The sequence below is a fragment of the Pseudomonas sp. YQ_5 genome (genome assembly GCF_043103305.1).
Taxonomy (GTDB): domain Bacteria; phylum Pseudomonadota; class Gammaproteobacteria; order Pseudomonadales; family Pseudomonadaceae; genus Aquipseudomonas; species Aquipseudomonas putida_Y.
Map to the genome: position 1 here is coordinate 1 of NZ_JBICJS010000083.1, position 18,997 is coordinate 18,997.

Annotated in this window: 18 protein-coding genes, 1 tRNA gene and 1 pseudogene; 11 read left to right on the forward strand and 9 right to left on the reverse strand. The window is 63.1% G+C overall.

The window, feature by feature from the left end; genetic code table 11:
- Positions 1–61: 61 nt before the first annotated feature.
- Positions 62–1,775: pseudogene (locus ACF8EA_RS19230) on the reverse strand (DEAD/DEAH box helicase).
- Between the two features lie 317 nt (positions 1,776–2,092).
- Positions 2,093–2,848, reverse strand: coding sequence for a spermidine synthase (locus ACF8EA_RS19235; RefSeq protein ID WP_021783115.1), 756 nt, complete (start codon positions 2,846–2,848; stop codon positions 2,093–2,095).
- Positions 2,849–2,964: 116 nt separating this feature from the next.
- Between ACF8EA_RS19235 and ACF8EA_RS19240 the strand changes: the two genes are divergently transcribed.
- Positions 2,965–4,311 (forward strand): class II 3-deoxy-7-phosphoheptulonate synthase, encoded by a 1,347-nt coding sequence (locus tag ACF8EA_RS19240; RefSeq protein WP_392522980.1) that lies wholly within the window; start codon positions 2,965–2,967, stop codon positions 4,309–4,311.
- A gap of 303 nt (positions 4,312–4,614) precedes the next feature.
- Here ACF8EA_RS19240 and ACF8EA_RS19245 read toward each other — a convergent pair whose 3' ends face one another.
- Entirely contained in the window at positions 4,615–4,833 is a 219-nt protein-coding gene (locus tag ACF8EA_RS19245; RefSeq protein WP_014591954.1) for a DUF1127 domain-containing protein, read from the reverse strand.
- 96 nt (positions 4,834–4,929) lie between these two features.
- Between ACF8EA_RS19245 and ACF8EA_RS19250 the strand changes: the two genes are divergently transcribed.
- Positions 4,930–5,781: a LysR substrate-binding domain-containing protein gene (locus ACF8EA_RS19250; RefSeq protein ID WP_392522982.1), complete on the forward strand. Its 852-nt coding sequence runs from the start codon at positions 4,930–4,932 to the stop codon at positions 5,779–5,781.
- Positions 5,782–5,809: 28 nt separating this feature from the next.
- Here ACF8EA_RS19250 and ACF8EA_RS19255 read toward each other — a convergent pair whose 3' ends face one another.
- Complete coding sequence (locus tag ACF8EA_RS19255) at positions 5,810–6,559, reverse strand: sulfite exporter TauE/SafE family protein (protein ID WP_392523003.1); 750 nt, start codon at positions 6,557–6,559, stop codon at positions 5,810–5,812.
- 113 nt (positions 6,560–6,672) lie between these two features.
- Here ACF8EA_RS19255 and ACF8EA_RS19260 point away from each other — a divergent pair, with 113 nt between their 5' ends.
- The 3 genes from ACF8EA_RS19260 to ACF8EA_RS19270 all read left to right on the forward strand — a co-directional run bounded on the left by ACF8EA_RS19260 (position 6,673) and on the right by ACF8EA_RS19270 (position 8,708).
- The gene (locus tag ACF8EA_RS19260; protein WP_392522984.1) at positions 6,673–7,626 is read left to right on the forward strand and encodes a LysR family transcriptional regulator; all 954 of its coding nucleotides are present in this window, start codon (positions 6,673–6,675) and stop codon (positions 7,624–7,626) included.
- A 58-nt stretch (positions 7,627–7,684) separates the two neighbouring features.
- On the forward strand, positions 7,685–8,140 hold the full coding sequence (locus ACF8EA_RS19265) for a MarR family winged helix-turn-helix transcriptional regulator (protein WP_392487623.1): 456 nt from the start codon (positions 7,685–7,687) through the stop codon (positions 8,138–8,140).
- A gap of 139 nt (positions 8,141–8,279) precedes the next feature.
- On the forward strand, positions 8,280–8,708 hold the full coding sequence (locus ACF8EA_RS19270) for an organic hydroperoxide resistance protein (protein WP_101195952.1): 429 nt from the start codon (positions 8,280–8,282) through the stop codon (positions 8,706–8,708).
- A 224-nt stretch (positions 8,709–8,932) separates the two neighbouring features.
- On the opposite strand, the gene efp is transcribed toward ACF8EA_RS19270, so the two are convergent.
- Both efp and earP read right to left on the reverse strand, forming a co-directional pair.
- Positions 8,933–9,502 carry an elongation factor P gene (gene efp, locus ACF8EA_RS19275; protein WP_003252871.1) on the reverse strand — a complete coding sequence of 190 codons (570 nt, stop codon included), beginning with the start codon at positions 9,500–9,502 and terminating at the stop codon, positions 8,933–8,935.
- Between the two features lie 48 nt (positions 9,503–9,550).
- The gene (gene earP, locus ACF8EA_RS19280; protein WP_392522986.1) at positions 9,551–10,684 is read right to left on the reverse strand and encodes an elongation factor P maturation arginine rhamnosyltransferase EarP; all 1,134 of its coding nucleotides are present in this window, start codon (positions 10,682–10,684) and stop codon (positions 9,551–9,553) included.
- A 129-nt stretch (positions 10,685–10,813) separates the two neighbouring features.
- Between earP and ACF8EA_RS19285 the strand changes: the two genes are divergently transcribed.
- Together ACF8EA_RS19285 and ACF8EA_RS19290 are read left to right on the forward strand one after the other, a co-directional pair.
- Positions 10,814–11,212, forward strand: a complete 399-nt coding sequence (locus ACF8EA_RS19285; RefSeq protein ID WP_392522987.1) for a hypothetical protein — start codon at positions 10,814–10,816, stop codon at positions 11,210–11,212.
- 2 nt (positions 11,213–11,214) lie between these two features.
- The gene (locus ACF8EA_RS19290) at positions 11,215–11,685 is read left to right on the forward strand and encodes a transcription elongation factor GreAB (protein ID WP_392522989.1); all 471 of its coding nucleotides are present in this window, start codon (positions 11,215–11,217) and stop codon (positions 11,683–11,685) included.
- 97 nt (positions 11,686–11,782) lie between these two features.
- On the opposite strand, the gene ACF8EA_RS19295 is transcribed toward ACF8EA_RS19290, so the two are convergent.
- Positions 11,783–12,721, reverse strand: coding sequence for a LysR family transcriptional regulator (locus ACF8EA_RS19295; RefSeq protein WP_392522991.1), 939 nt, complete (start codon positions 12,719–12,721; stop codon positions 11,783–11,785).
- A gap of 119 nt (positions 12,722–12,840) precedes the next feature.
- Here ACF8EA_RS19295 and ACF8EA_RS19300 point away from each other — a divergent pair, with 119 nt between their 5' ends.
- Positions 12,841–13,590 (forward strand): 3-oxoacyl-ACP reductase family protein, encoded by a 750-nt coding sequence (locus tag ACF8EA_RS19300; RefSeq protein ID WP_021783104.1) that lies wholly within the window; start codon positions 12,841–12,843, stop codon positions 13,588–13,590.
- A gap of 39 nt (positions 13,591–13,629) precedes the next feature.
- Here ACF8EA_RS19300 and ACF8EA_RS19305 read toward each other — a convergent pair whose 3' ends face one another.
- Positions 13,630–14,514 carry a LysR family transcriptional regulator gene (locus ACF8EA_RS19305; protein ID WP_135192784.1) on the reverse strand — a complete coding sequence of 295 codons (885 nt, stop codon included), beginning with the start codon at positions 14,512–14,514 and terminating at the stop codon, positions 13,630–13,632.
- Positions 14,515–14,620: 106 nt separating this feature from the next.
- Between ACF8EA_RS19305 and ACF8EA_RS19310 the strand changes: the two genes are divergently transcribed.
- The 3 genes from ACF8EA_RS19310 (at position 14,621) to ACF8EA_RS19320 (ending at position 18,737) form a co-directional block, all read left to right on the forward strand.
- A complete protein-coding gene (locus ACF8EA_RS19310; protein ID WP_084852258.1) occupies positions 14,621–15,808 on the forward strand; it encodes an MFS transporter in 1,188 nt (395 codons plus the stop codon).
- Positions 15,809–16,008: 200 nt separating this feature from the next.
- Entirely contained in the window at positions 16,009–16,389 is a 381-nt protein-coding gene (locus ACF8EA_RS19315; RefSeq protein WP_012053335.1) for a hypothetical protein, read from the forward strand.
- 215 nt (positions 16,390–16,604) lie between these two features.
- Entirely contained in the window at positions 16,605–18,737 is a 2,133-nt protein-coding gene (locus tag ACF8EA_RS19320; protein WP_392522993.1) for a TonB-dependent siderophore receptor, read from the forward strand.
- Positions 18,738–18,876: 139 nt separating this feature from the next.
- Here the strand turns inward: ACF8EA_RS19320 and ACF8EA_RS19325 are convergent.
- Positions 18,877–18,966: transfer RNA gene (locus tag ACF8EA_RS19325), tRNA-Ser, on the reverse strand.
- Between the last annotated feature and the right edge of the window lie 31 nt (positions 18,967–18,997).

The window sequence follows — 18,997 nt, forward strand, 5'->3', positions numbered from 1 at the left end:
GGGCCGGTAAAGGCAAAAAAAATCCCCGACCTAAGCCGGGGATTTTTTCGTTACGCCAGGATCAATCCTCGCGGTAGCGACGCAGCTTCAACTGCTTGCCAGCCACGCGGGTGTCCTTGAGCTTGGACAGCAGCTTCTCGAGGCCGTCTTCCGGCAGCTCGACCAGGCTGAAGCTGTCGCGCACCTGGATGCGGCCGATAGCGTCACGCGCCAGGCCACCTTCGTTGAGGATCGCCCCCAACAGGTTCTTGGCAGCGATGCCATCACGGGCACCCAGGGCGGTACGGCAACGCACGCGGCCTTCGGCCAACGGCAGCGGCGCACGGCGCTCACGATCACCACGGTCAGGACGCTCGCCACGCTCACCGCGCTCGGTACGTTCACCACGCGGGGCGAAGCTCGGCACCAGCGGCTGCTCGCGCTCTACCGCCGCCAGGTCCAGCGCCTGGCCATTGGTGGCCTTGCGCAGCAGGGCCGAAGCCAAGGCACGCGCGCTGCAACCCAGGTCGGTGGTCAGGCGGTCGAACAGTTCGCCGTGGGTGGCTTCTGCTTCGGCTACCAGCGGCGCCAGACTCGAGGTCAGCTTCTTGATGCGGGCATCCAGCACGGCCTGGGCATTCGGCAGGCGCGCTTCGGCAACCTTCTGCCCGGTAACACGCTCGATCACCTGCAGCATGCGGCGCTCACGCGGGGTAACCAGCAACAGTGCACGGCCATCGCGACCGGCACGGCCAGTACGGCCGATACGGTGTACGTAGGACTCCGGGTCGTACGGCATGTCAACGTTGAATACGTGAGTGATGCGCGGTACGTCCAGGCCACGGGCAGCGACGTCGGTGGCGACGACGATGTCCAGGCGGCCATCCTTGAGCGAGTCGATCACGCGCTCACGCTGGTTCTGGGCGATGTCGCCGTTCAGCGCAGCAGCCTTGTAGCCCTTGGCTTCCAGCGCGGCGGCCAGGTCCAGGGTGGCTTGCTTGGTACGCACGAAGGCGATCAGCGCGTCGAACTCTTCCACTTCCAGCAGACGCAGCACAGCCGGGATCTTCTGGTCCGCGTGGACCATCAGGTGGGCCTGCTCGATCGCGGTAACGGTCTGGGTCTTGGTCTGGATCTTGACGTGCTTGGGTTCGCGCAGGTGGCGCTCGGCGATCGAACGGATCGACGACGGCAGGGTTGCGGAGAACAGCACGGTCTGACGGGTAGCCGGGATTGCGTCGAAGATCACTTCGAGGTCGTCCATGAAGCCCAGCTTCAGCATCTCGTCGGCTTCGTCCAGTACCAGGTACTGTACGGTCGACAAGACTTTTTCGTCACGACGCAGGTGGTCGCACAGACGGCCCGGGGTGGCCACGACGATTTGCGCGCCGTTGCGGATCGCACGCAGCTGTGGGCCCATCGGGGCACCACCGTAGACGGCGACAACGTTCACGCCCGGCATCTGCTTGGCGTAGGTTTCGAAAGCGGTAGCAACTTGCAGCGCCAACTCACGGGTTGGCGCCAGGATCAGGGCTTGCGGTTCGCGCTTGCTCACATCGATCTTGTTCAGGATCGGCAGGGCGAAGGCAGCGGTTTTGCCGGTGCCAGTCTGCGCCTGGCCGATCATGTCGTGACCGGCGAGGATGATCGGGATCGATTGTTGCTGAATGGCGGACGGCTCTTCGTAGCCGGTAGCCACAACGGCAGCAACAATGTTCGGATTAAGATCGAGAGCGGCGAAGCCGCCGGTTTCCTGGGTCATGGGTCTGCCTCTAGGTGCATCCGCAAAGACCCATGCTCCAAAGCTGCACATGCCTTGAAAGACCGTAAGGTCACCCAGGCAGCTTTGGCGGCGGGGATTTGCGAAAACGATTGAAAAAGAAAACTTGGGAAGGTCCGCCTAGCGGACGCGCAGCCGAAGCTGGACTCGGAGGATTTGCACCACCTGATTTTGAGGTCCGCTAAAAGACCGGCGCGTACTATACCTGAAATAGTCGCGTACGTGAGGAAAATTTTCATGGAGGCAGGGCCAGTATCGGGCCATCGCGCACGACAGGCTGAATCGATAATCCCCTGAAGCCTTACTTGCTCGGTGTCGGCGCGCGTCAGCCATTCAGGTAGCCGGCCGAATCTCGCGGATCAGCCCATCGAGGCTGTACCCCAAACGCGGCGCCAGCGCCTCGGCCCGGGCTCTCAAACCGTCCAGGTCCAGCGACTGCTCCAGGTCTGCCGGCACCAGCAGAATCACATTGCCCTCCTTCACAGGCAGTTCCCAGTAATGCCGGTGGTACAACCCGCGCAGCAACGCCGCGCCCAGCGGCCTGCCATCATCGGTGGCCCACTGGTTGATCACCAACCAGCCGCCTGGGTTCAGGTGTTGCTGGCAGTTCTCCAGAAAGTTCCACGCCAGGTGCCCGACCCCAGGGCCATGATCGGTGTACAAGTCAACGAACAGCAGGTCGGCCTTCTCTGCCGTGGGCAGCAGCTCCAGGGCATCGCCGATGCGCACATACAGCCGCGGGTCGTCGTCCAGGCCCAGGTAATCCATGGCCAGGCGCGGCACATCCGGGCGCAGCTCGATGGCCTCGATGTCTTCCAGCGGCAGGAACTTCATGCAGGCCTGGGTCAGCGTGCCGGCGCCCAGGCCCAGAAACAGTGCACTCTCAGGCAGTTCGTGGCACAGCGCCCCCACCAGCATGGCGCGGGTGTAGTCGTACTCCAGCCAGCTGGGGTCGGCGGTGAACACGCAGCTTTGCTCGATCGCATCGCCGAATTCCAGAAAGCGGTAGTCGTCTACTTCGTACACGCTGATGACGCCAAACGCATCTTCCACCCGTGCCAGCAGCCGCTCTTGCCGTTCCGCCGTCATGTCCACCACCCGCCTGCGCAAAAACGCGCATTGTCCGCCAACACCCTGGATGCAACAAGCGCAGCGCCAACTGTTACCATGGCCCATAGCCTACAACCGACAAGACCGAGCCCAAGATGAACCAACCGTGGAGCCCCGACAGCTGGCGCGCCCTGCCGATCCAGCAGCAACCGACCTACCCCGATGCCGCGCGCCTGCTGAAGGTTGAACAGACCCTGGCCAGCTACCCGCCGCTGGTGTTCGCGGGTGAGGCGCGCGAGCTGCGTCGGCAGTTTGCCGAAGTCACTGAAGGCCGTGCCTTCCTGCTTCAGGGCGGCGATTGCGCCGAGAGCTTCGCCGAGTTCTCGGCCGCAAAAATCCGCGACACCTTCAAGGTGTTGCTGCAAATGGCCATTGTCATGACCTTTGCCGCTGGCTGCCCGGTGGTGAAAGTGGGGCGTATGGCCGGGCAGTTCGCCAAACCGCGCTCATCTGGCGATGAAACCATCGGCGACGTCACCCTCCCCGCCTACCGCGGCGACATCGTCAACGGCATCAGCTTCGACGCCAAAAGCCGTATTCCGGACCCGGAGCGCCTGCTGCAGGCCTACCACCAGGCCACCGCCAGCCTCAACCTGCTGCGCGCGTTCGCCCAGGGCGGGTTTGCCGACCTGCACCAGGTGCACAAGTGGAACCTGGACTTCATCGCCAACTCGGCGCTGGCCGACAAGTACCACCAGTTGGCCAATCGCATCGATGAAACCCTGGCGTTCATGCGTGCCTGTGGCCTGGACAGTGCGCCGCAACTGCGCGAAACCAGCTTCTTCACGGCCCACGAGGCGCTGCTGTTGAACTATGAAGAAGCCTTCGTGCGCCAGGACAGCCTGACCGGCGACTACTACGACTGCTCGGCGCACATGCTGTGGATCGGCGACCGCACCCGCCAGCTCGATGGGGCCCATGTCGAGTTCCTGCGTGGCGTGCACAACCCCATCGGGGTCAAGGTTGGCCCAAGCATGAACCCCGAAGAGCTGATCCGCCTGATCGACACGCTCAACCCGGCCAACGACCCGGGGCGTCTGAACCTGATCGTGCGCATGGGCGCGAGCAAGGTTGGCGACCACTTGCCGGGGCTGATCCGCACGGTCGAGCGCGAGGGGCGCAAGGTGCTGTGGAGTTCAGATCCGATGCACGGCAATACCATCAAGGCCAGCAGCGGTTACAAGACCCGCGATTTTGCGCAGATTCTGGATGAGGTGAAGCAGTTCTTCCAGGTACACCAGGCCGAGGGCAGCCATGCTGGCGGTATCCATATTGAGATGACCGGGCAGAACGTCACCGAATGCATTGGCGGTGCCCGGCCGATCACCGAGGATGCGTTGTCTGACCGGTATCACACCCATTGTGATCCGCGGATGAATGCCGATCAGTCGCTGGAGTTGGCGTTCCTGATTGCCGAAACCCTCAAGCAGGTGCGGCGGTGAGGCTGGGGCGCATGCCTTGAGTTTTGTGGCGCCTGGGAGATCGAGCGCCGCCCGCGCGGCGCATCGCGAGCAAAGCTCGCTCCTACATCTGTTTCGGGCCAATTTTTCCTGTGGCATTTGTGCGCGAACGCCTTGGCGCATGGCGCGACATCACGTCGAACTAACAAGGCGGTCGCGCGCGCCTGTCACAGGCGTAACTGGCCCGAAACAAATGTAGGAGCGAGCTTTGCTCGCGATGCGCCGCGCGGGCGGCGCTCGATCTCCCGGACGCTGAAAAGCTGAAGCCAGGCGCTTGGACCCAACTCACTTCCTCAGTGGATCATCCCAGAAATGCCGCTCGGCCTCTTGCTGGATATCCGCCCGACTCAACCCCAAGTCGCGCAAGGTTGCATCACTGAGACTGGCCAACTCCTGACGCTGACGGTACAGCTCCAGCCAACGCGCCGGACGCTGCAGAGCCGCGTGCCACAGGTAGCTCAGGGAAAAGGCTGGTTGCTGGATGCTGCTGACATGACCTTTCATCGTGAAGCCCTCCGTGTTGATGGCCTCAGTCTCACGCCAGGCATAAGATCAATCCAACGAATGTTTCTGATGCGATGCATCTCGGAGATTGATGCAATGTCCCAGTACCAAAGCCTCGACGCGGACGTCCTGCGCACCTTCGTAGCCATTGCCGAGCAAGGCGGCTTTACCCGAGCAGGCGAAGTGGTCAACCGCACCCAGTCAGCAGTCAGTATGCAGATGAAACGCCTGGAAGAAGACGTTCTGCAGCGCCAGCTCTTCGAACGTGATGGCCGTCAGGTGCGGCTGACCGCCGAAGGTCAGGTCCTGCTGGGATATGCCCGACGCATTCTCAAGTTGCATGGCGAAGTGTTCAACACCCTGCGCATGCCGCACATGGTTGGCCTGGTGCGCATTGGCACACCGGACGACTACGCCATGCGCTTCCTGCCGACCATCCTGTCGAGCTTTGCCCAGGCCTACCCGCTGGTGCAGGTGGAAGTGCATTGCGATTCGTCCAAGCACTTGATGCTGCGCCAGGATCTGGACCTGACCATCGTCACCCGCGAGCCCGGCAACGAGATTGGCCAGTTGCTGCGCCAGGAACGCCTGGTGTGGGCCGCGGCAGAAGGCTTTTGCCCGCACGAACAGCGGCCGATGCCGGTGGCGCTGTTCAACACCGACTGTTTCTGTCGCGCCTGGACCTGCAATGCGCTGGAGGCACAGGGCATCGATTACCGTATTGCCTACACCAGCCCGAGCCTGGCAGCGATCTTTGCCATCGTCACCGCCGGGCTGGCAGTGACCGCGCAGCTGCAGAGCCTGATCGGGGGCAACATCCGCATACTGGGTGAAAGCGAAGGGCTGCCACAGTTGCCCATGGCCAATGTAATGCTGGTGCGCAGTACGCAGACCCCCTCGCCAATCACCGACTGCATGGCCGACTACATCATTGAGGGTTTCAAGTGATCGGGGGCCGAAAAACGGCCCCAACATCTCAAAGCTCAAACCCCAGCATCACCGCACAGACCACCAGAAACACACAGAACATTGCCCGCAATACCTTCTCCGGCAACGCGTGGGCCAGCTTCACGCCCCAGCTGATGCTGAGCAAGCCACCCACCGCCAAGGGAATCCCAACCCCCCAGTCAACGCTATGGTGCACGCCATAGGTCACCAGTGTGACCAAGGTACTCGGCGCCGCCAGCGCCAGTGACAGCCCCTGCGCCACCACCTGGGTGGCGCCGAACACACTGGTCAGGACCGGCGTGGCCACCACGGCCCCACCCACCCCGAACAAGCCGCCCATGGTGCCGGCAAAGCTGCCCAGCACACCCAGCCACGGCCAGGCATGACGCAGCTCGGCACTCGGCGGCGACACCTTCATGAACATCCGCACCACGTTCCACGCCGCCAGCGCTACCAGGAAGCCGACAAAACCCAGGCGCATGGAATGCGCATCAAGCCCCACCGCCCAGATCGACCCCAACCAGGCGAACAGGAAGCTGCACGCCGACAGCGGCAGTGCATGGCGCAACGCGATGCGGTTGCGCTGGTGATACCGCCACAGCGCCAGCAGCACGTTCGGCACCACCATCACCAACGCGGTCCCCTGCGCCAACTGCTGGTCCAGGCCAAACAGCACACCCAACGCCGGAATCGCGATCAGCCCGCCACCAATGCCAAACAAGCCCCCCATGGTGCCCAGGGCAGCGCCCAGCACGATATACAACAACCACTCGATCATCAGGGCCTCGTCCGCCTGTACCAATAATGCGAGCATGCTAACGATTGTGCGCTGGCGGGGAAACGCACAGCAGCGCACAATGGCTGTGCGTTTTTCGCAAAAGCAAGGCAGCCATGAGCCCCGATACCCTGACCGACCAATTGAGCCTGTTCCTTGATGTGCTGGAAACCGGCAGCTTTTCTGCCGCCGCCCGTCGCCACCCGCTGACCCCGTCTGCGGTAGCACGGCGCATCGACAACCTGGAAAGCGCCGTCGGCAGCCGCCTGTTCACCCGCAGCACCCACGCGGTGCGGGCCACGCCTGCAGGCAACGCCTTTGCCGAGCGGGCCAAGCGCATCATCGAGGAGTTGCGCCTGGCCCGGGCCGAAGCGGTGTCACTGAGCAATGCCCCGGAAGGCCTGATCCGCATCGACGCACCTGCCGCGTTTGGCCGCCGCCACCTGGCCCCGGCCATTGCCGACTTCCTGGTGGCCTACCCGGGCCTGGACGTGCAACTGCGGTTGATCGACAGCTTCGTCGACCTGCAGGGCAGCCACCTGGGCGAGGTCGACCTGGTGCTGCGCGCCGGCCCCCTGGCCGACACCCGTCTGGTCGCCACACCACTCGCCTACATGGTGCGCATCGCCTGCGCCAGCCCCGCCTACCTGGCCAGCCGCGGCATCCCCACCTGCCCCAGCGAACTGCCCGGGCATGACGGGCTGGACTGGGATGGCCTGGCGCCGCCGTTCGCCTGGCGCTTCAGTGTGGCCGGGCACACCCGCCTGTACCGCCCCGCGCGCATGCGCATGGCCGCCAACAATGCCGAAACCCTGCTGTTCGGTGCCCTCGCCGGCCTGGGGATAGCCCACCTTCCCACTTGGCTGATCAGTGAATACCTGCTGCGCGGCGAGCTTATCCCGTTGTTCTGCGACGGTGGCTTGCCTGAAGCTGAGACCAGCGGCATTTACGCGCTACGCCTGGCACATGAAACGAACTCTCGCAGCCGTTTGCTGCTCGAATTCCTCAAGAGCCGCTTCAGCCCGATTCCACCCTGGGACCTGGCCTTGCGCAGTGAATTGCGCGATTAATTCGCGCACTGATGATCAGCGTGCCAGAATTTTCCATTGATCACTTTCAAGGACCTGCATGAACGCCGACACCCAAGCCTCCTGTGACGAGCTGCTGCTGGACAACCAGGTCTGTTTCGCCCTGCACTCCACCTCGTTGCTGATGACCAAGGTCTACAAACCGCTGCTGCAGGCGCTGGGCCTGACCTACCCGCAATACCTTGCCATGCTGGTGCTCTGGGAGCGTGACGGCCTGACCGTGGGCGAAATCAGCCAGCACCTGCTGACCGACCCAGGCTCGTTGACCCCGCTGCTCAAACGCCTGGAAAGCGAAGGCCTGTTGCAGCGCAACCGCAGCCGCGAAGATGAACGGGTAGTGATGGTGCAACTGACCGACAAGGGCCGCGCCCTGCAACAGCAGGCCAAAGCGGTGCCGCAGTGCATTCTCAAGGCCAGCGGGCGCAGCCTGGAGCAGCTGCAGCAACTGCAAGCCGACCTGCTGAACCTGCGCGACAACCTGCAAAAAAACCTCTGAACGCTATGCTGTGAAATGGCCGTTCCGATGAACGGTGATGATTTATCTTGCGCGCTAATTAATTGCGCGCTAATTTAAATCCCACACCAACCCCGCCCTCCTGCAAACGGGAGTGCACAGCACATTAGCGAGGCTCAAGATGCAAAAGGTCACTCCGCTGTACATCGCAGAAGCTACCTCCACCGGTGGGCGCGACGGCAAATCCCGCTCCAGCGACGGCAAGCTCGTCGTCAGCCTGAGCACCCCCAAGGAACTGGGCGGCGCGGGCGGTGACGGCACCAACCCCGAGCAGATGTTCGCCGCCGGTTACTCGGCCTGCTTCATCGGCGCCTTGAAATTCGTGGCCGGGCAAGAGAAGAAAGCCCTGCCGGCAGATACCTCGATCACCGCCAAGGTGGGCATCGGCCAGATCCCGGGCGGTTTCGGCCTGGACATCGACCTGCATATCAGCCTGCCGGGCCTGGCCCAGGCCGATGCCGAAGGGCTGGTGGAAAAGGCGCATCAGGTGTGCCCGTACTCCAATGCCACCCGTGGTAATGTGGATGTGCGCCTGCACGTAACCGTCTAAGGCGCAAAGGCTTGCGCAATGCCCTGTAGGAGCGGGTTTACCCGTGAAGAAAACACCGCGGTGGATGGCACAGGCTTCGCCCGTGTTCGCGGGCAAGCCCGCTCCCACACGGATCTGCGCCAGCTTTTAAAAATTGAGCACGACAGTTGCACCCACAAAAGCACGAGCACACAGGCATAAAAAAACCCGGCTTGCGCCGGGTTTTTTGCGTCTCGCAAGAAGCATTACTTCTTGGAACGGCCTTTGAAGCTGTTGTCGCGAGTGTCGATGTCGATCCACTCGTCGATCTGGATGAAGTCGGCAACCGAGATCTCGGTACCGTTCGCCAGCTTGGCAGGCTTCATGACTTTGCCGGAGGTGTCACCGCGAGCAGCGTTCTCGGTGTAGACAACTTTACGGCTGATGGTGGTCGGCAGTTCAACCGACACCAGACGGCCTTCGAAGAACACGGCTTCGCAGACGTCTTCCATGCCTTCTTCGATGTACGGCAGAACGGCTTCGATGTCTTCGGCGTTCAGCTCGTACATGGTGTAGTCGGTGGTGTCCATGAAGGTGTACTCGTCACCATTGATGAACGACAGGGTCGCTTCTTTGCGATCCAGGATCACGTCGTCCAGCTTGTCGTCCGCACCGTATACGGTTTCGGTCTTGTAGCCGGTCAGCAGGTTCTTCAGCTTGGTCTTCATGATCGCGCTGTTACGGCCCGACTTGGTGAACTCAGCTTTTTGAACCAGCCACGGGTCGTTGTCGATCCGCAGTACGGTACCGGGTTTCAGTTCTTTACCAGTTTTCATTACGAAGTATCCGAATCTGGATGGATTTATAAAAATCGAGGCCGCGTATCATAGCGAATTTCGGTAAAAGTGTACTAGCGCTTCGGCAAGGTCCGGCTGAGCGGCCTGTCGCGCCCCCCAACGGCGGGCATGCTGCTGCAGTTCCGGCCAATGCTGGCGGGCCGCCCGCCAGGCCTGGCCCATGTCGAAATCCATGTTCCAGGCACGCCACAGGCCCAGCAGGGCTGCATCGGCATCGTCTGACAGGCCGCAGCGATAATGCGCGAGGAACGCTTCGAGTTTTTCCCAATGGGCATTCTCGTCCTGCACATAGATGTGCCACAGCATCGGCTGCCCCGCCCACTGCGCACGCACGAACGAGTCTTCGCCACGCACGGCATTGAAATCGCAGCTCCATAACAGCCGGTCGAAGTCATCCTGGCTGACGAATGGCAGCACCTGAACGGTCAGCGCCCCACGCGTGCGCACATCACCCACGTGCAGCGGCCCCTCGCCCAGCCACTGGCTGAGCCCCGCGACGATGCGCCCCTGCGGGACCAACAGGTGGCAGGCCTGGTCAGCCGTGGCCAGGGCATCAAGCCAGTTGCCCAGCTGTGGGTTTTCATAGGCGAACAGCGAGATCAGCAGCGCACCCGGCACAGGGTCTACACCAAGCCCCAGCAAGAAGGCACGGCGCGCATCCGCCGACTGCTGGAACGCATCACGCCGGGCCAGCAGCGAACCCTCGCGCAGCAAACCGCCCGTTTTGTCGGTAAAGCCCGGGAAGAAAAAAACCTTGCGCAAACCATTGGGCTGCGGCGAAGGCAACCCATGGCAACCCTCCACCCAGTCCTCGGCACTCAGGTACTCGAGGTTGAGCCAGAGCGGCGGCTGCGGACGGGCACGCATGGCCTCGACATACGCCGCCGGCAACTGGCAGGCGAACGCGCCGATCACCACGTCGGCGGGGGCCACCGGCAACCACGCTGCCGGCCAGTGACGCACATCCACACCGTGCTGCCACTGTTGCGCCGCCGTGGCATCGGCGCCAGGGCACATGGGCGTGAAAGCGTTGAGGTCATCCACCCACAGGCGCACCGCCAGGCCGTGCTCGGCCACCAACTGCCGGGACAGGCGCCAGGTCACGCCGATATCGCCGTAGTTGTCGACGACGCTGCAGAAGATGTCCCAGGTGGCTTTCATGCGCCCCTCCCGTGCTGGTGCAAAAACCGCGAATTCTGCGCATAAATTGGCGCTGACAAAAGCACCTGCGCAGAAAAATGCCCAAGCGCATGCGACAATGCCCCTCTACCACGCTGCCAGGAGGCTGACATGCCGCGCCACCGTGAACTGAAGATCACCCTCAAGCCGTTGCCGTTGATCATGTGCGTAGCCTTGGGCCTATGGCTGGGCGCCATGGCCATTGCCGTGAGCCTGTGGCTGGCCCAGCAGTTGTGGCCACAGCAGGTGCAACCGCTGGCCCAGATTGTGGCCCCCCACGCCTACCGACCCACTTCAACACCCGCGCCGACCACTGCCCAGGATGGCCAGGCCGAGATGTTCGAACGCTACAAGGACATCCTGCACAAACAGGAGCTGCAACAGGCCGCCGATGCCGCACAGGGCAATCCGCGCAACCTCAACAGCCCCAAGTGCCAGTTCTGGCTACAGCAAAACCGTACCGCGCCCACCGAAAAAAGCCAGGCCAACGTGCTGGAGTTCTGTTACTGACCATGGACAAGCCCCACCTGCTGGCGCTGATTGTCGCCACCCTCGAGCATGACCTGGACGTGCTGACCCGCGCGGCGCAAACCGCCTACGAGGCCGCCACCGCCGAAGAGAACATTGCCGAGAACAAGTATGACACGCTGGGCCTGGAGGCCTCGTACCTGGCCACCGGCCAGGCCCGCCGCAGTGCCGAGATCCGCCAGGCGCTGGTGATCTACCAGCAGTTGCTGCTGCGTGACTACGACCCGGCGCGCGGCGTACAGGTAAGCAACCTGGTGACCCTGGAGGATGAAGATGGCGGGCAGCGCCGGCTGTTTCTGGGGCCTGAGGCAGCGGGTTTGAAGATTGGCGAAGGCAGCGGGTTGGTGACGGTGATTACCCCGCGTTCGCCGCTGGGGCAGCTGTTGCTGGGCAAGCGGGTGGATGACGAGGTGAGCCTGGGGGCGCAGGTATCGTTCATTGTCGATGTTGTCTGAACCGGCCGCTCCCACAAGGGGCCCACTGTCTTCAGGGCTGTGATATCCCTGTGGGAGCGGGCGGGCCCGCGAAAGGGCCGGCACAGGCAATAATTCTCTAAAGGGCCTGCAAGGCATCGAACCGCCCCGCCAGCCCCTGCTCGGCAAACTGCTCCACCACAAAATCGACGAACGCCCGGGTCTTGCCCGGCAACAGCTTGTGCTCGGCGAAATACAGGCTGATATGCCCATCGTCCACATACCAGTCCGGTAACACCCGCAGCAGCCGCCCGGCCAGCAGGTAGGGCACGGCAAACGGCAGGCTCACCAGGGCAATGCCCAGCCCCTGCTCGGCCACCGCGCATGCCGCGTCCGAATCGCTCATGGTCATCGCCTGGCGCAATTGCAGCGGCTGCTGCACCTGCCAACGGCTGGTCAGCGGCCACGAGCGCACCCGACCGGTCTGCGGTGACCGGACCAGGATACCGTCATGGCGTTGCAGCACCTGCGGATCTTCTATCGGCGCGTGCTGCTGCAGATAGGCCGGCGCCGCCACCAACACCCGGTGCGCCGGGGTCAGCTTGCGCGCCACCACCCCCGGTGGCAGTTCAAAACCACCACCAATCGCTGCATCGAAGCCCTGGCCGATCAGGTCGACCTGGCGGTTGTCGAAATGCCAATCCGGGGTAATCGCCGGGTAGCGGCGCAAGAATTCCCCCAGCAACGGCAGCACATACAAACGCCCGAACACCGTGCCCATGCTCACCCGTAACGACCCGGCTGGCTGGCCTTCGGCACTGGCCAGGTTGGCCACGGCGTACTGAATGGTGCGAAAGCTGTCACTGACCTCGCCGAGAAAACGCTGCCCCGCTTCGGTCAAGGTCAGCTTGCGGGTACTACGCTGGAACAACCGCACACCCAGGCGCGCTTCCAGCTGCGCAACGTGCTTGCCCACAGCAGCCGGGGTAAGGCTCAGGCGCCTGGCGGCTTCGGCAAAACTGCCAACCTCGGCACTGCGGATAAAGCATTCCAACGCGCTGAACGATTCCATGGCCATGATTAACAACCAAAGGTTTACTCTGCTGATAGTGATTGCCATCTTATCAGTAGGTAATCGAGCGCCGATACTGTGCCCCATCCAAGGCATTTCGGCCTGGCTTCCAGCAGGAGAACAGCATGTCCAAGCAACTTACACTCGAAGGCAAGGTAGCCCTGGTTCAGGGCGGCTCCCGAGGCATTGGCGCAGCCATCGTGCGGCGCCTGGCCCGCGAAGGCGCGCAAGTGGCCTTCACCTATGTCAGCTCTGCCGGCCCGGCTGAAGAACTGGCTCGGGAAATTACCGAGAACGGCGGCAAAGCCTTGGCCCTGCGGGCTGACAGCGCTGATGCGGCAGCTGTGCAACTGGCGGTGGATGACACCGTGAAGGCCTTCGGCCGGCTGGATATCCTGGTCAACAACGCCGGTGTGCTGGCAGTGGCCCCGGTGACCGAGTTCGACCTGGCCGACTTCGATCACATGCTGGCCGTAAACGTACGCAGCGTATTTGTAGCCAGCCAGGCCGCGGCACGCTACATGGGCCAGGGGGGTCGTATCATCAACATTGGCAGCACCAACGCCGAGCGCATGCCGTTTGCCGGCGGTGCACCGTACGCCATGAGCAAGTCGGCACTGGTTGGCCTGACCCGCGGCATGGCACGCGACCTCGGGCCGCAGGGCATTACCGTGAACAACGTGCAGCCCGGGCCGGTGGACACCGACATGAACCCGGCCAGTGGCGAGTTCGCCGAGAGCCTGATTCCGCTGATGGCCATTGGGCGGTATGGCGAACCGGAGGAGATTGCCAGCTTCGTGGCTTACCTGGCAGGGCCTGAAGCCGGGTATATCACCGGGGCCAGCCTGACGGTGGACGGTGGGTTTGCAGCCTGATTGAAAGGTTGCCTGTGCCGCGACAGCGCCGGCACAGGCTTAGCCTTTCTTTGCCCCCAGGCACTGTTCCATCACGTCCAGAAAAGCCCGGGCAGCCGGTGTGGGGCTGGACGACCACACCGCATACAAGTGCCGCACCGGCGCATCCACCAACCGCGCCACTGCCACCCCTTCAATGCCCTGAGCTACCCGCTCAGGCACCAGGCCAACGGCCATGCCCCGCTGCACGAATTTCTCCACCAGACGAACATGCCCTATCTCGAACTGCACCCGACGCTGCAACCCCACCGCCTGAAACGCCTCGTCGGTCTGTCGTCGCGCCCCAGTGCCTTCGGGGAAATCCACCAACACTTCGCCTGCCAGGTCAGCCAGCGCCAGCTGTGCCATGCCCGCCAGGCGGTGCGCCAATGGCAACACAGCCACCAGTTCTTCCCTCGCCAGCAACCGATGCTGCACCCCCTGCACCACCTCGCCCTGCCACAGCCCGATAAAGCCCACGTCCAGGCGCCGCTCGAGTACGTCAGCGATCAGCAATTCGCTCTTGGCCGTGAGCCAGCGCACATCCACATCCGGATAACGACCATGGAATACCGCCAACAGGTCGACCAGGTCCAGCGCGGTGAGCGAACTGATTTCACCAATCGCCAGCCGCCCGCGCACCTGGCCGCAGGCCGCCGCAACGTCATCGGCAATGCGCCGGGCCGCCTCCACCGCGGGCCGTGCACTGAGCACAAAAGCTTCCCCCGCAGGTGTCAGGCGCACCCGTCGCGAACTACGCTCGAACAGGCTCACCCCCAGTTGCGCCTCCAGCCGCGCCACCTGATGGCTAAGGGCCGACTGCACCACATGGCAACGCTCCGCCGCGCGGGTAAAACTGCCGGTGTCGGCCACGGCAAGGGCGTATTCGAGCTGCTTGAGGTTCATCGATCTATCTGCTTTCAAGATGAATAGGTTGAAAACTATACATTGGTGTCATGCCTGACACTTGCTGATAATCATCACCACACACGACTGCCCCCACGAGAATTGCATGCACACCCCCACTCTCAGCCGCGCCCTGATCCTGCTGATGGCTACCGCCACAGGCCTGGCCGTGGCCAGCAACTACTACGCCCAACCGCTGTTGCACAGCATCGCCCAGCAATTTGGCTTGAGCACCGCCAGTGCCGGCAGCATCGTGATTGCCGCGCAACTCAGCTATGGCGCCGGCCTGTTGCTGCTAGCACCGCTGGGCGACCTGTTCGAGCAGCGCCGGCTGATTACCGTGATGACCGTTGTCTCCACCCTGGGCCTGGTCATCAGCGCCTGTGCACCCAGCCTGCCCTGGCTGCTGCTCGGCACGGCGCTGACCGGGCTGTTCTCGGTGGTGGCACAGATCCTCGTGCCGATGGCAGCGACCCTGAGCGAGCCGCATCAGCGCGGGCGCGCGATCGGCACGCTGATGAGCGGCCTGCTGCTGGGCATCCTGCTGGCGCGTACTGCTGCCGGCTTCATGGCCGAGCTGGGTGGCTGGCGCAGTATCTACGTGCTGGCCGCCGTGCTGATGGCACTTACCGCGCTGGCGCTATACCGCAGCCTGCCGCAGCACCACAGCCACGCCGGGCTGAAATACCCTGCACTGATCGGCTCCGTGTTCCGCCTGTTCATCGAAGAACCCGTGCTGCGCCTGCGCTCGCTGCTCGGTCTGTTGGCATTCAGCCTGTTCGCCCTGTTCTGGACACCCCTGGCGTTTCTGCTGGCGAAAGGCCCCTATCACTATTCGGATGCGGTGATCGGCCTGTTCGGCCTGGCCGGTGCGGCGGGTGCGTTGTCGGCCAACTGGGCCGGACGCCTGGCGGACCGTGGCAAGGGGTCGCTGGGCACCACCGTGGGCCTGGTGGTGTTGCTGCTGTCGTGGGTGCCGCTGGGGTTTGCCGAACAGTCGCTGCTCGCCTTGCTGCTGGGCGTGCTGATGCTCGACCTGGCGGTACAGCTGGTGCATGTGAGCAACCAGAACGCGGTGATCGCCCTGCGGCCGGAGGCACGTACGCGGCTGAATGCCGGTTATATCACCTGCTATTTCATTGGCGGGGCGCTTGGGTCGTTGCTGGGCACGCAGCTGTTCCAGCGCCAGGGCTGGATGGGGATTGTGGTGGCCGGGCTGGTGATTGGCGGGCTGGGATTGCTGGTGTGGGGCCTGGCCGAGCGTAAGCGCAAGAACACCTTGCAGGTGGCCTGATAAATGACCACTGGATTCTTCGCGGGCGCGCCCGCTCCCACAGGCGTATCACGGTCCTGAGGTTTGTGAAGCGCCCGCGAAGAGGCCATTAGCCACGGCGACAAAGTACCGCACTACCCTCCGTCGCAATGCCGTTGACTTGCCTGCCGGGGCAGCGCTCATTAAGCGCTGGAATGCCCTTTCCCTCACAGGATGAATTTATGACAAGACTCACGGTGCAATCCGGCGATTTCTTGCAAGGTGAAGGCGAGTATCGCAATGGATCGCTCACACTCAAGACCGCGCGCAGCCCCTCACCCGGTGAACGGATTTCCCTGGCACGCATCAGCGACTTGCGGCTGGCCAGCCTGGAAACCAACCGCAGCCTGGGCAGCGCCTTGGGCTGGGGCGTGGCCGGCGCCCTGGTGGCAGGGCCAGTGGGGCTGCTGGCCGGGCTGTGGCTGGGCGGCAAGGAAGAAGAAGCCACCTTCCTGGCCACATTCAAGGATGGACGCAAGCTGATGGCCATTACCGATGGCAAGACCTGGTCGAAGATCGACGATAACTGGCGGCAGCACAAGCGGCCGATCAGGACAGGCTGACTGAATACGCCGGGCCTGGATCGTTTTATGTAGAGGGCGGCTGGTAAGATGCCGCCTTTTTCATGGCCTGTACCGGCCTCTTCGCGGGTAAACCCGCTCCTACAGGGATATCACCACCTGGGGTATCCCCACCCGGTGTATCGCCAACCGGTGTAGGAGCGGGTTTACCCGCGAAAGGGCCAGTACAGGTATCGCGCATCCAGGAGCCCCACCGCATGCCCCCGCATCACCCCCGCCTGCCCCTGAGCCTGCTCAGTCTGGGCCTGGCCCTGCAGTGCCCGCCTGTGCTTGCCGAAGACAGCGTGGTGCTTGCCCCCTTGCAGGTCTCCGACACCTTCGCCAGTGATGGCTACCAGGCACGCCAGGCGGCTGTGGGCGGTTTCCAGCCCGCGCCGCTGCTCGACACCCCCGCCTCTGTCAGCGTGTTCAGCCAGCAGCTACTGGAAGACCGCCAGGTCCGCACGCTTAGCGAAGTGTTGCAAAGCGATGCCTCGGTCGGCGAAAGCTATGCGCCCATCGGCTACTACGAAAACTTCAATGTGCGCGGCTTCGAGCTGAACGCCGCCAGTAGCTATCGCATCAATGGCCAGACCATTGCCGGAGAGCAGAACGTAGCCCTGGAGAACAAGCAGCAGGTGGAATTGCTCAAGGGCCTGTCCGGGCTGCAGAGCGGTATGTCGGAGCCGGGCGGCTTGATCAACTATGTGACCAAGCGCGCCGAAGACATACGCAGCGTCACGGTATCGACCAACGAACAGGGCGAACGCTATCTGGCCACCGACCTTGGCGGCTGGTTCGGCAGCGAAAAGCAGTTCGGCCTGCGCGCCAACCTGGCCCATGAAGACATCCGCGCCTACGTCGACCACGCTGACGGCAAGCGCGACTTCGCCTCGCTGGCGTTCGACTGGCAGATCAACCCGGATGCCACGCTGCAGCTGGATGCCGAGTACCAGCACCGCGAACAGGCGTCGGTGCCGGGTTACCAGCTGCTCGGAGGCACTGAAGTGCCCCACGGCATCGACCCGAAAGACCGCCTGGCCTACCAGCATTGGGCAAAGCCCGTGCAGAACGACTCGCTGAACCTGGGCGGGCGCTTCGAATACCGCTTCAACGATACCTGGACCGGCACCTTGAGCGCCTCCCGCAGCAAAGTGGTGATCGACGACTACAGCGCGTTTGCCTGGGGTTCGAGCGAGGGGGCGTTTTTCGGCAGCAATGGTGACTACGACATCTATGACTTTCGCAGCCCCGACGATACCCGCCGTACCGACGAGGCACAGGCCATGCTCAACGGGCACTTCGATGCGCTGGGCGTAGGGCACGAGCTGACCGTGGGTACCAGTGCGCAGCGACGCACACTGGATCAGCGCCCCAGCTATATGGAATGGGTCGGCACCGGCAACATCAACACCGGCGCCCCTGCATTCGACCCGTCCGACAAACCCGTAGGCGCCAGCGAGCGCCGACTGGACAGCCGTCAGTACGGCTTGTTCGTCAGCGATCGAATCAGCTTCAACGAGAAATGGCAGACCGTGCTGGGTGCCCGTGAAGTGCGCCTGGATGAAAAGACCTGGGACGAGAACGGCATAGCCGGGCGCCATACCCGCCAATACGAGCTGCTGCCCAATGCTGCAGTTATCTATAAGCTGCAGCCGAACACCACTGTATATGCGAGCTACGCCAAAGGGCTGTCTGCAGGCGGTACCGCACCATTTTCCACTGAGAACAGATTCGAGATCCTTGCACCCACCACCTCCCGCCAACTTGAACTTGGCCTCAAGCACGACTGGCAAGGCCTGAGCCTGAGTGCCGCCCTGTTCCAGATCCGCCAGGCTTACCAGTACGCGCGCCCGGACGGCACCGGCAACTTCACCTACGTGCAGCAAGGCCAGCAGAAAAATACCGGCCTGGAACTGGGTGCCAGCGGCCGGGTGACCCCGAACCTGCAGGTACAGGCCAGTGCGGCAGCCATTCGGGCGCGGGTGCAGAACAGCGGCACCGAAGCCTACGAAGGGCACCAGGCGATCAACGTGCCTAAATTCCGGGCGGCGCTGCATGCGGAATATGCCCTGCCGGTTCCGGGGCTGGCGCTGCTTGGCGGGGCGCGGTATAGCGCCAGCAAGTATGCGAGCCAGGCGGGCAATGTGGAGGTTGGCGGGTATACCGTGTTCGACCTTGGCAGCCGCTACAGTACCCGTGTTGCCGGGTATGACACGGTGCTGCGGCTGACGGTGGATAACGTGCTGGACAAGCGATACTGGCGCGATGTGGGCGATTACCTGGGGGACAACTACCTGTTCCAGGGGGCACCGCGTACCGCTCGGCTTTCGGCTTCGATCAGCTTCTAGATTACCGGGGCCGCCCCCACAGGAAATCGGGTACGCCTGTGGGAGCGGCCTTGTGTCGCGATGGGCTGCGCAGCAGCCCCAATGGCCTTGAAAACAAAAAGCCCCCGTGCTTTTCAGCGCGGAGGCTTTTCGTAGAATGTGGCGGTGAAGAAGGGATTTGAACCCTTGATACGATTTCTCGTATACACACTTTCCAGGCGTGCTCCTTCGACCACTCGGACACTTCACCGTTTCTCTTCAAGCCTTGCGGCCCGTCGAGG

Excerpts from the sequence above, each read along its gene's own strand:
- efp (WP_003252871.1), bottom strand. The coding sequence starts at position 9,502 with ATGAAAACTGGTAAAGAACTGAAACCCGGTACCGTACTGCGGATCGAC.
- ACF8EA_RS19305 (WP_135192784.1), bottom strand. The coding sequence starts at position 14,514 with ATGAACCTCAAGCAGCTCGAATACGCCCTTGCCGTGGCCGACACCGGC.
- ACF8EA_RS19265 (WP_392487623.1), top strand. The coding sequence starts at position 7,685 with ATGAACGCCGACACCCAAGCCTCCTGTGACGAGCTGCTGCTGGACAAC.
- ACF8EA_RS19255 (WP_392523003.1), bottom strand. The coding sequence starts at position 6,559 with ATGATCGAGTGGTTGTTGTATATCGTGCTGGGCGCTGCCCTGGGCACC.
- ACF8EA_RS19245 (WP_014591954.1), bottom strand. The coding sequence starts at position 4,833 with ATGAAAGGTCATGTCAGCAGCATCCAGCAACCAGCCTTTTCCCTGAGC.
- ACF8EA_RS19235 (WP_021783115.1), bottom strand. The coding sequence starts at position 2,848 with ATGACGGCGGAACGGCAAGAGCGGCTGCTGGCACGGGTGGAAGATGCG.
- ACF8EA_RS19285 (WP_392522987.1), top strand. The coding sequence starts at position 10,814 with ATGCCGCGCCACCGTGAACTGAAGATCACCCTCAAGCCGTTGCCGTTG.
- ACF8EA_RS19295 (WP_392522991.1), bottom strand. The coding sequence starts at position 12,721 with ATGGCCATGGAATCGTTCAGCGCGTTGGAATGCTTTATCCGCAGTGCC.
- earP (WP_392522986.1), bottom strand. The coding sequence starts at position 10,684 with ATGAAAGCCACCTGGGACATCTTCTGCAGCGTCGTCGACAACTACGGC.
- ACF8EA_RS19250 (WP_392522982.1), top strand. The coding sequence starts at position 4,930 with ATGTCCCAGTACCAAAGCCTCGACGCGGACGTCCTGCGCACCTTCGTA.
- ACF8EA_RS19300 (WP_021783104.1), top strand. The coding sequence starts at position 12,841 with ATGTCCAAGCAACTTACACTCGAAGGCAAGGTAGCCCTGGTTCAGGGC.
- ACF8EA_RS19270 (WP_101195952.1), top strand. The coding sequence starts at position 8,280 with ATGCAAAAGGTCACTCCGCTGTACATCGCAGAAGCTACCTCCACCGGT.
- ACF8EA_RS19260 (WP_392522984.1), top strand. The coding sequence starts at position 6,673 with ATGAGCCCCGATACCCTGACCGACCAATTGAGCCTGTTCCTTGATGTG.
- ACF8EA_RS19320 (WP_392522993.1), top strand. The coding sequence starts at position 16,605 with ATGCCCCCGCATCACCCCCGCCTGCCCCTGAGCCTGCTCAGTCTGGGC.
- ACF8EA_RS19290 (WP_392522989.1), top strand. The coding sequence starts at position 11,215 with ATGGACAAGCCCCACCTGCTGGCGCTGATTGTCGCCACCCTCGAGCAT.
- ACF8EA_RS19315 (WP_012053335.1), top strand. The coding sequence starts at position 16,009 with ATGACAAGACTCACGGTGCAATCCGGCGATTTCTTGCAAGGTGAAGGC.
- ACF8EA_RS19240 (WP_392522980.1), top strand. The coding sequence starts at position 2,965 with ATGAACCAACCGTGGAGCCCCGACAGCTGGCGCGCCCTGCCGATCCAG.
- ACF8EA_RS19310 (WP_084852258.1), top strand. The coding sequence starts at position 14,621 with ATGCACACCCCCACTCTCAGCCGCGCCCTGATCCTGCTGATGGCTACC.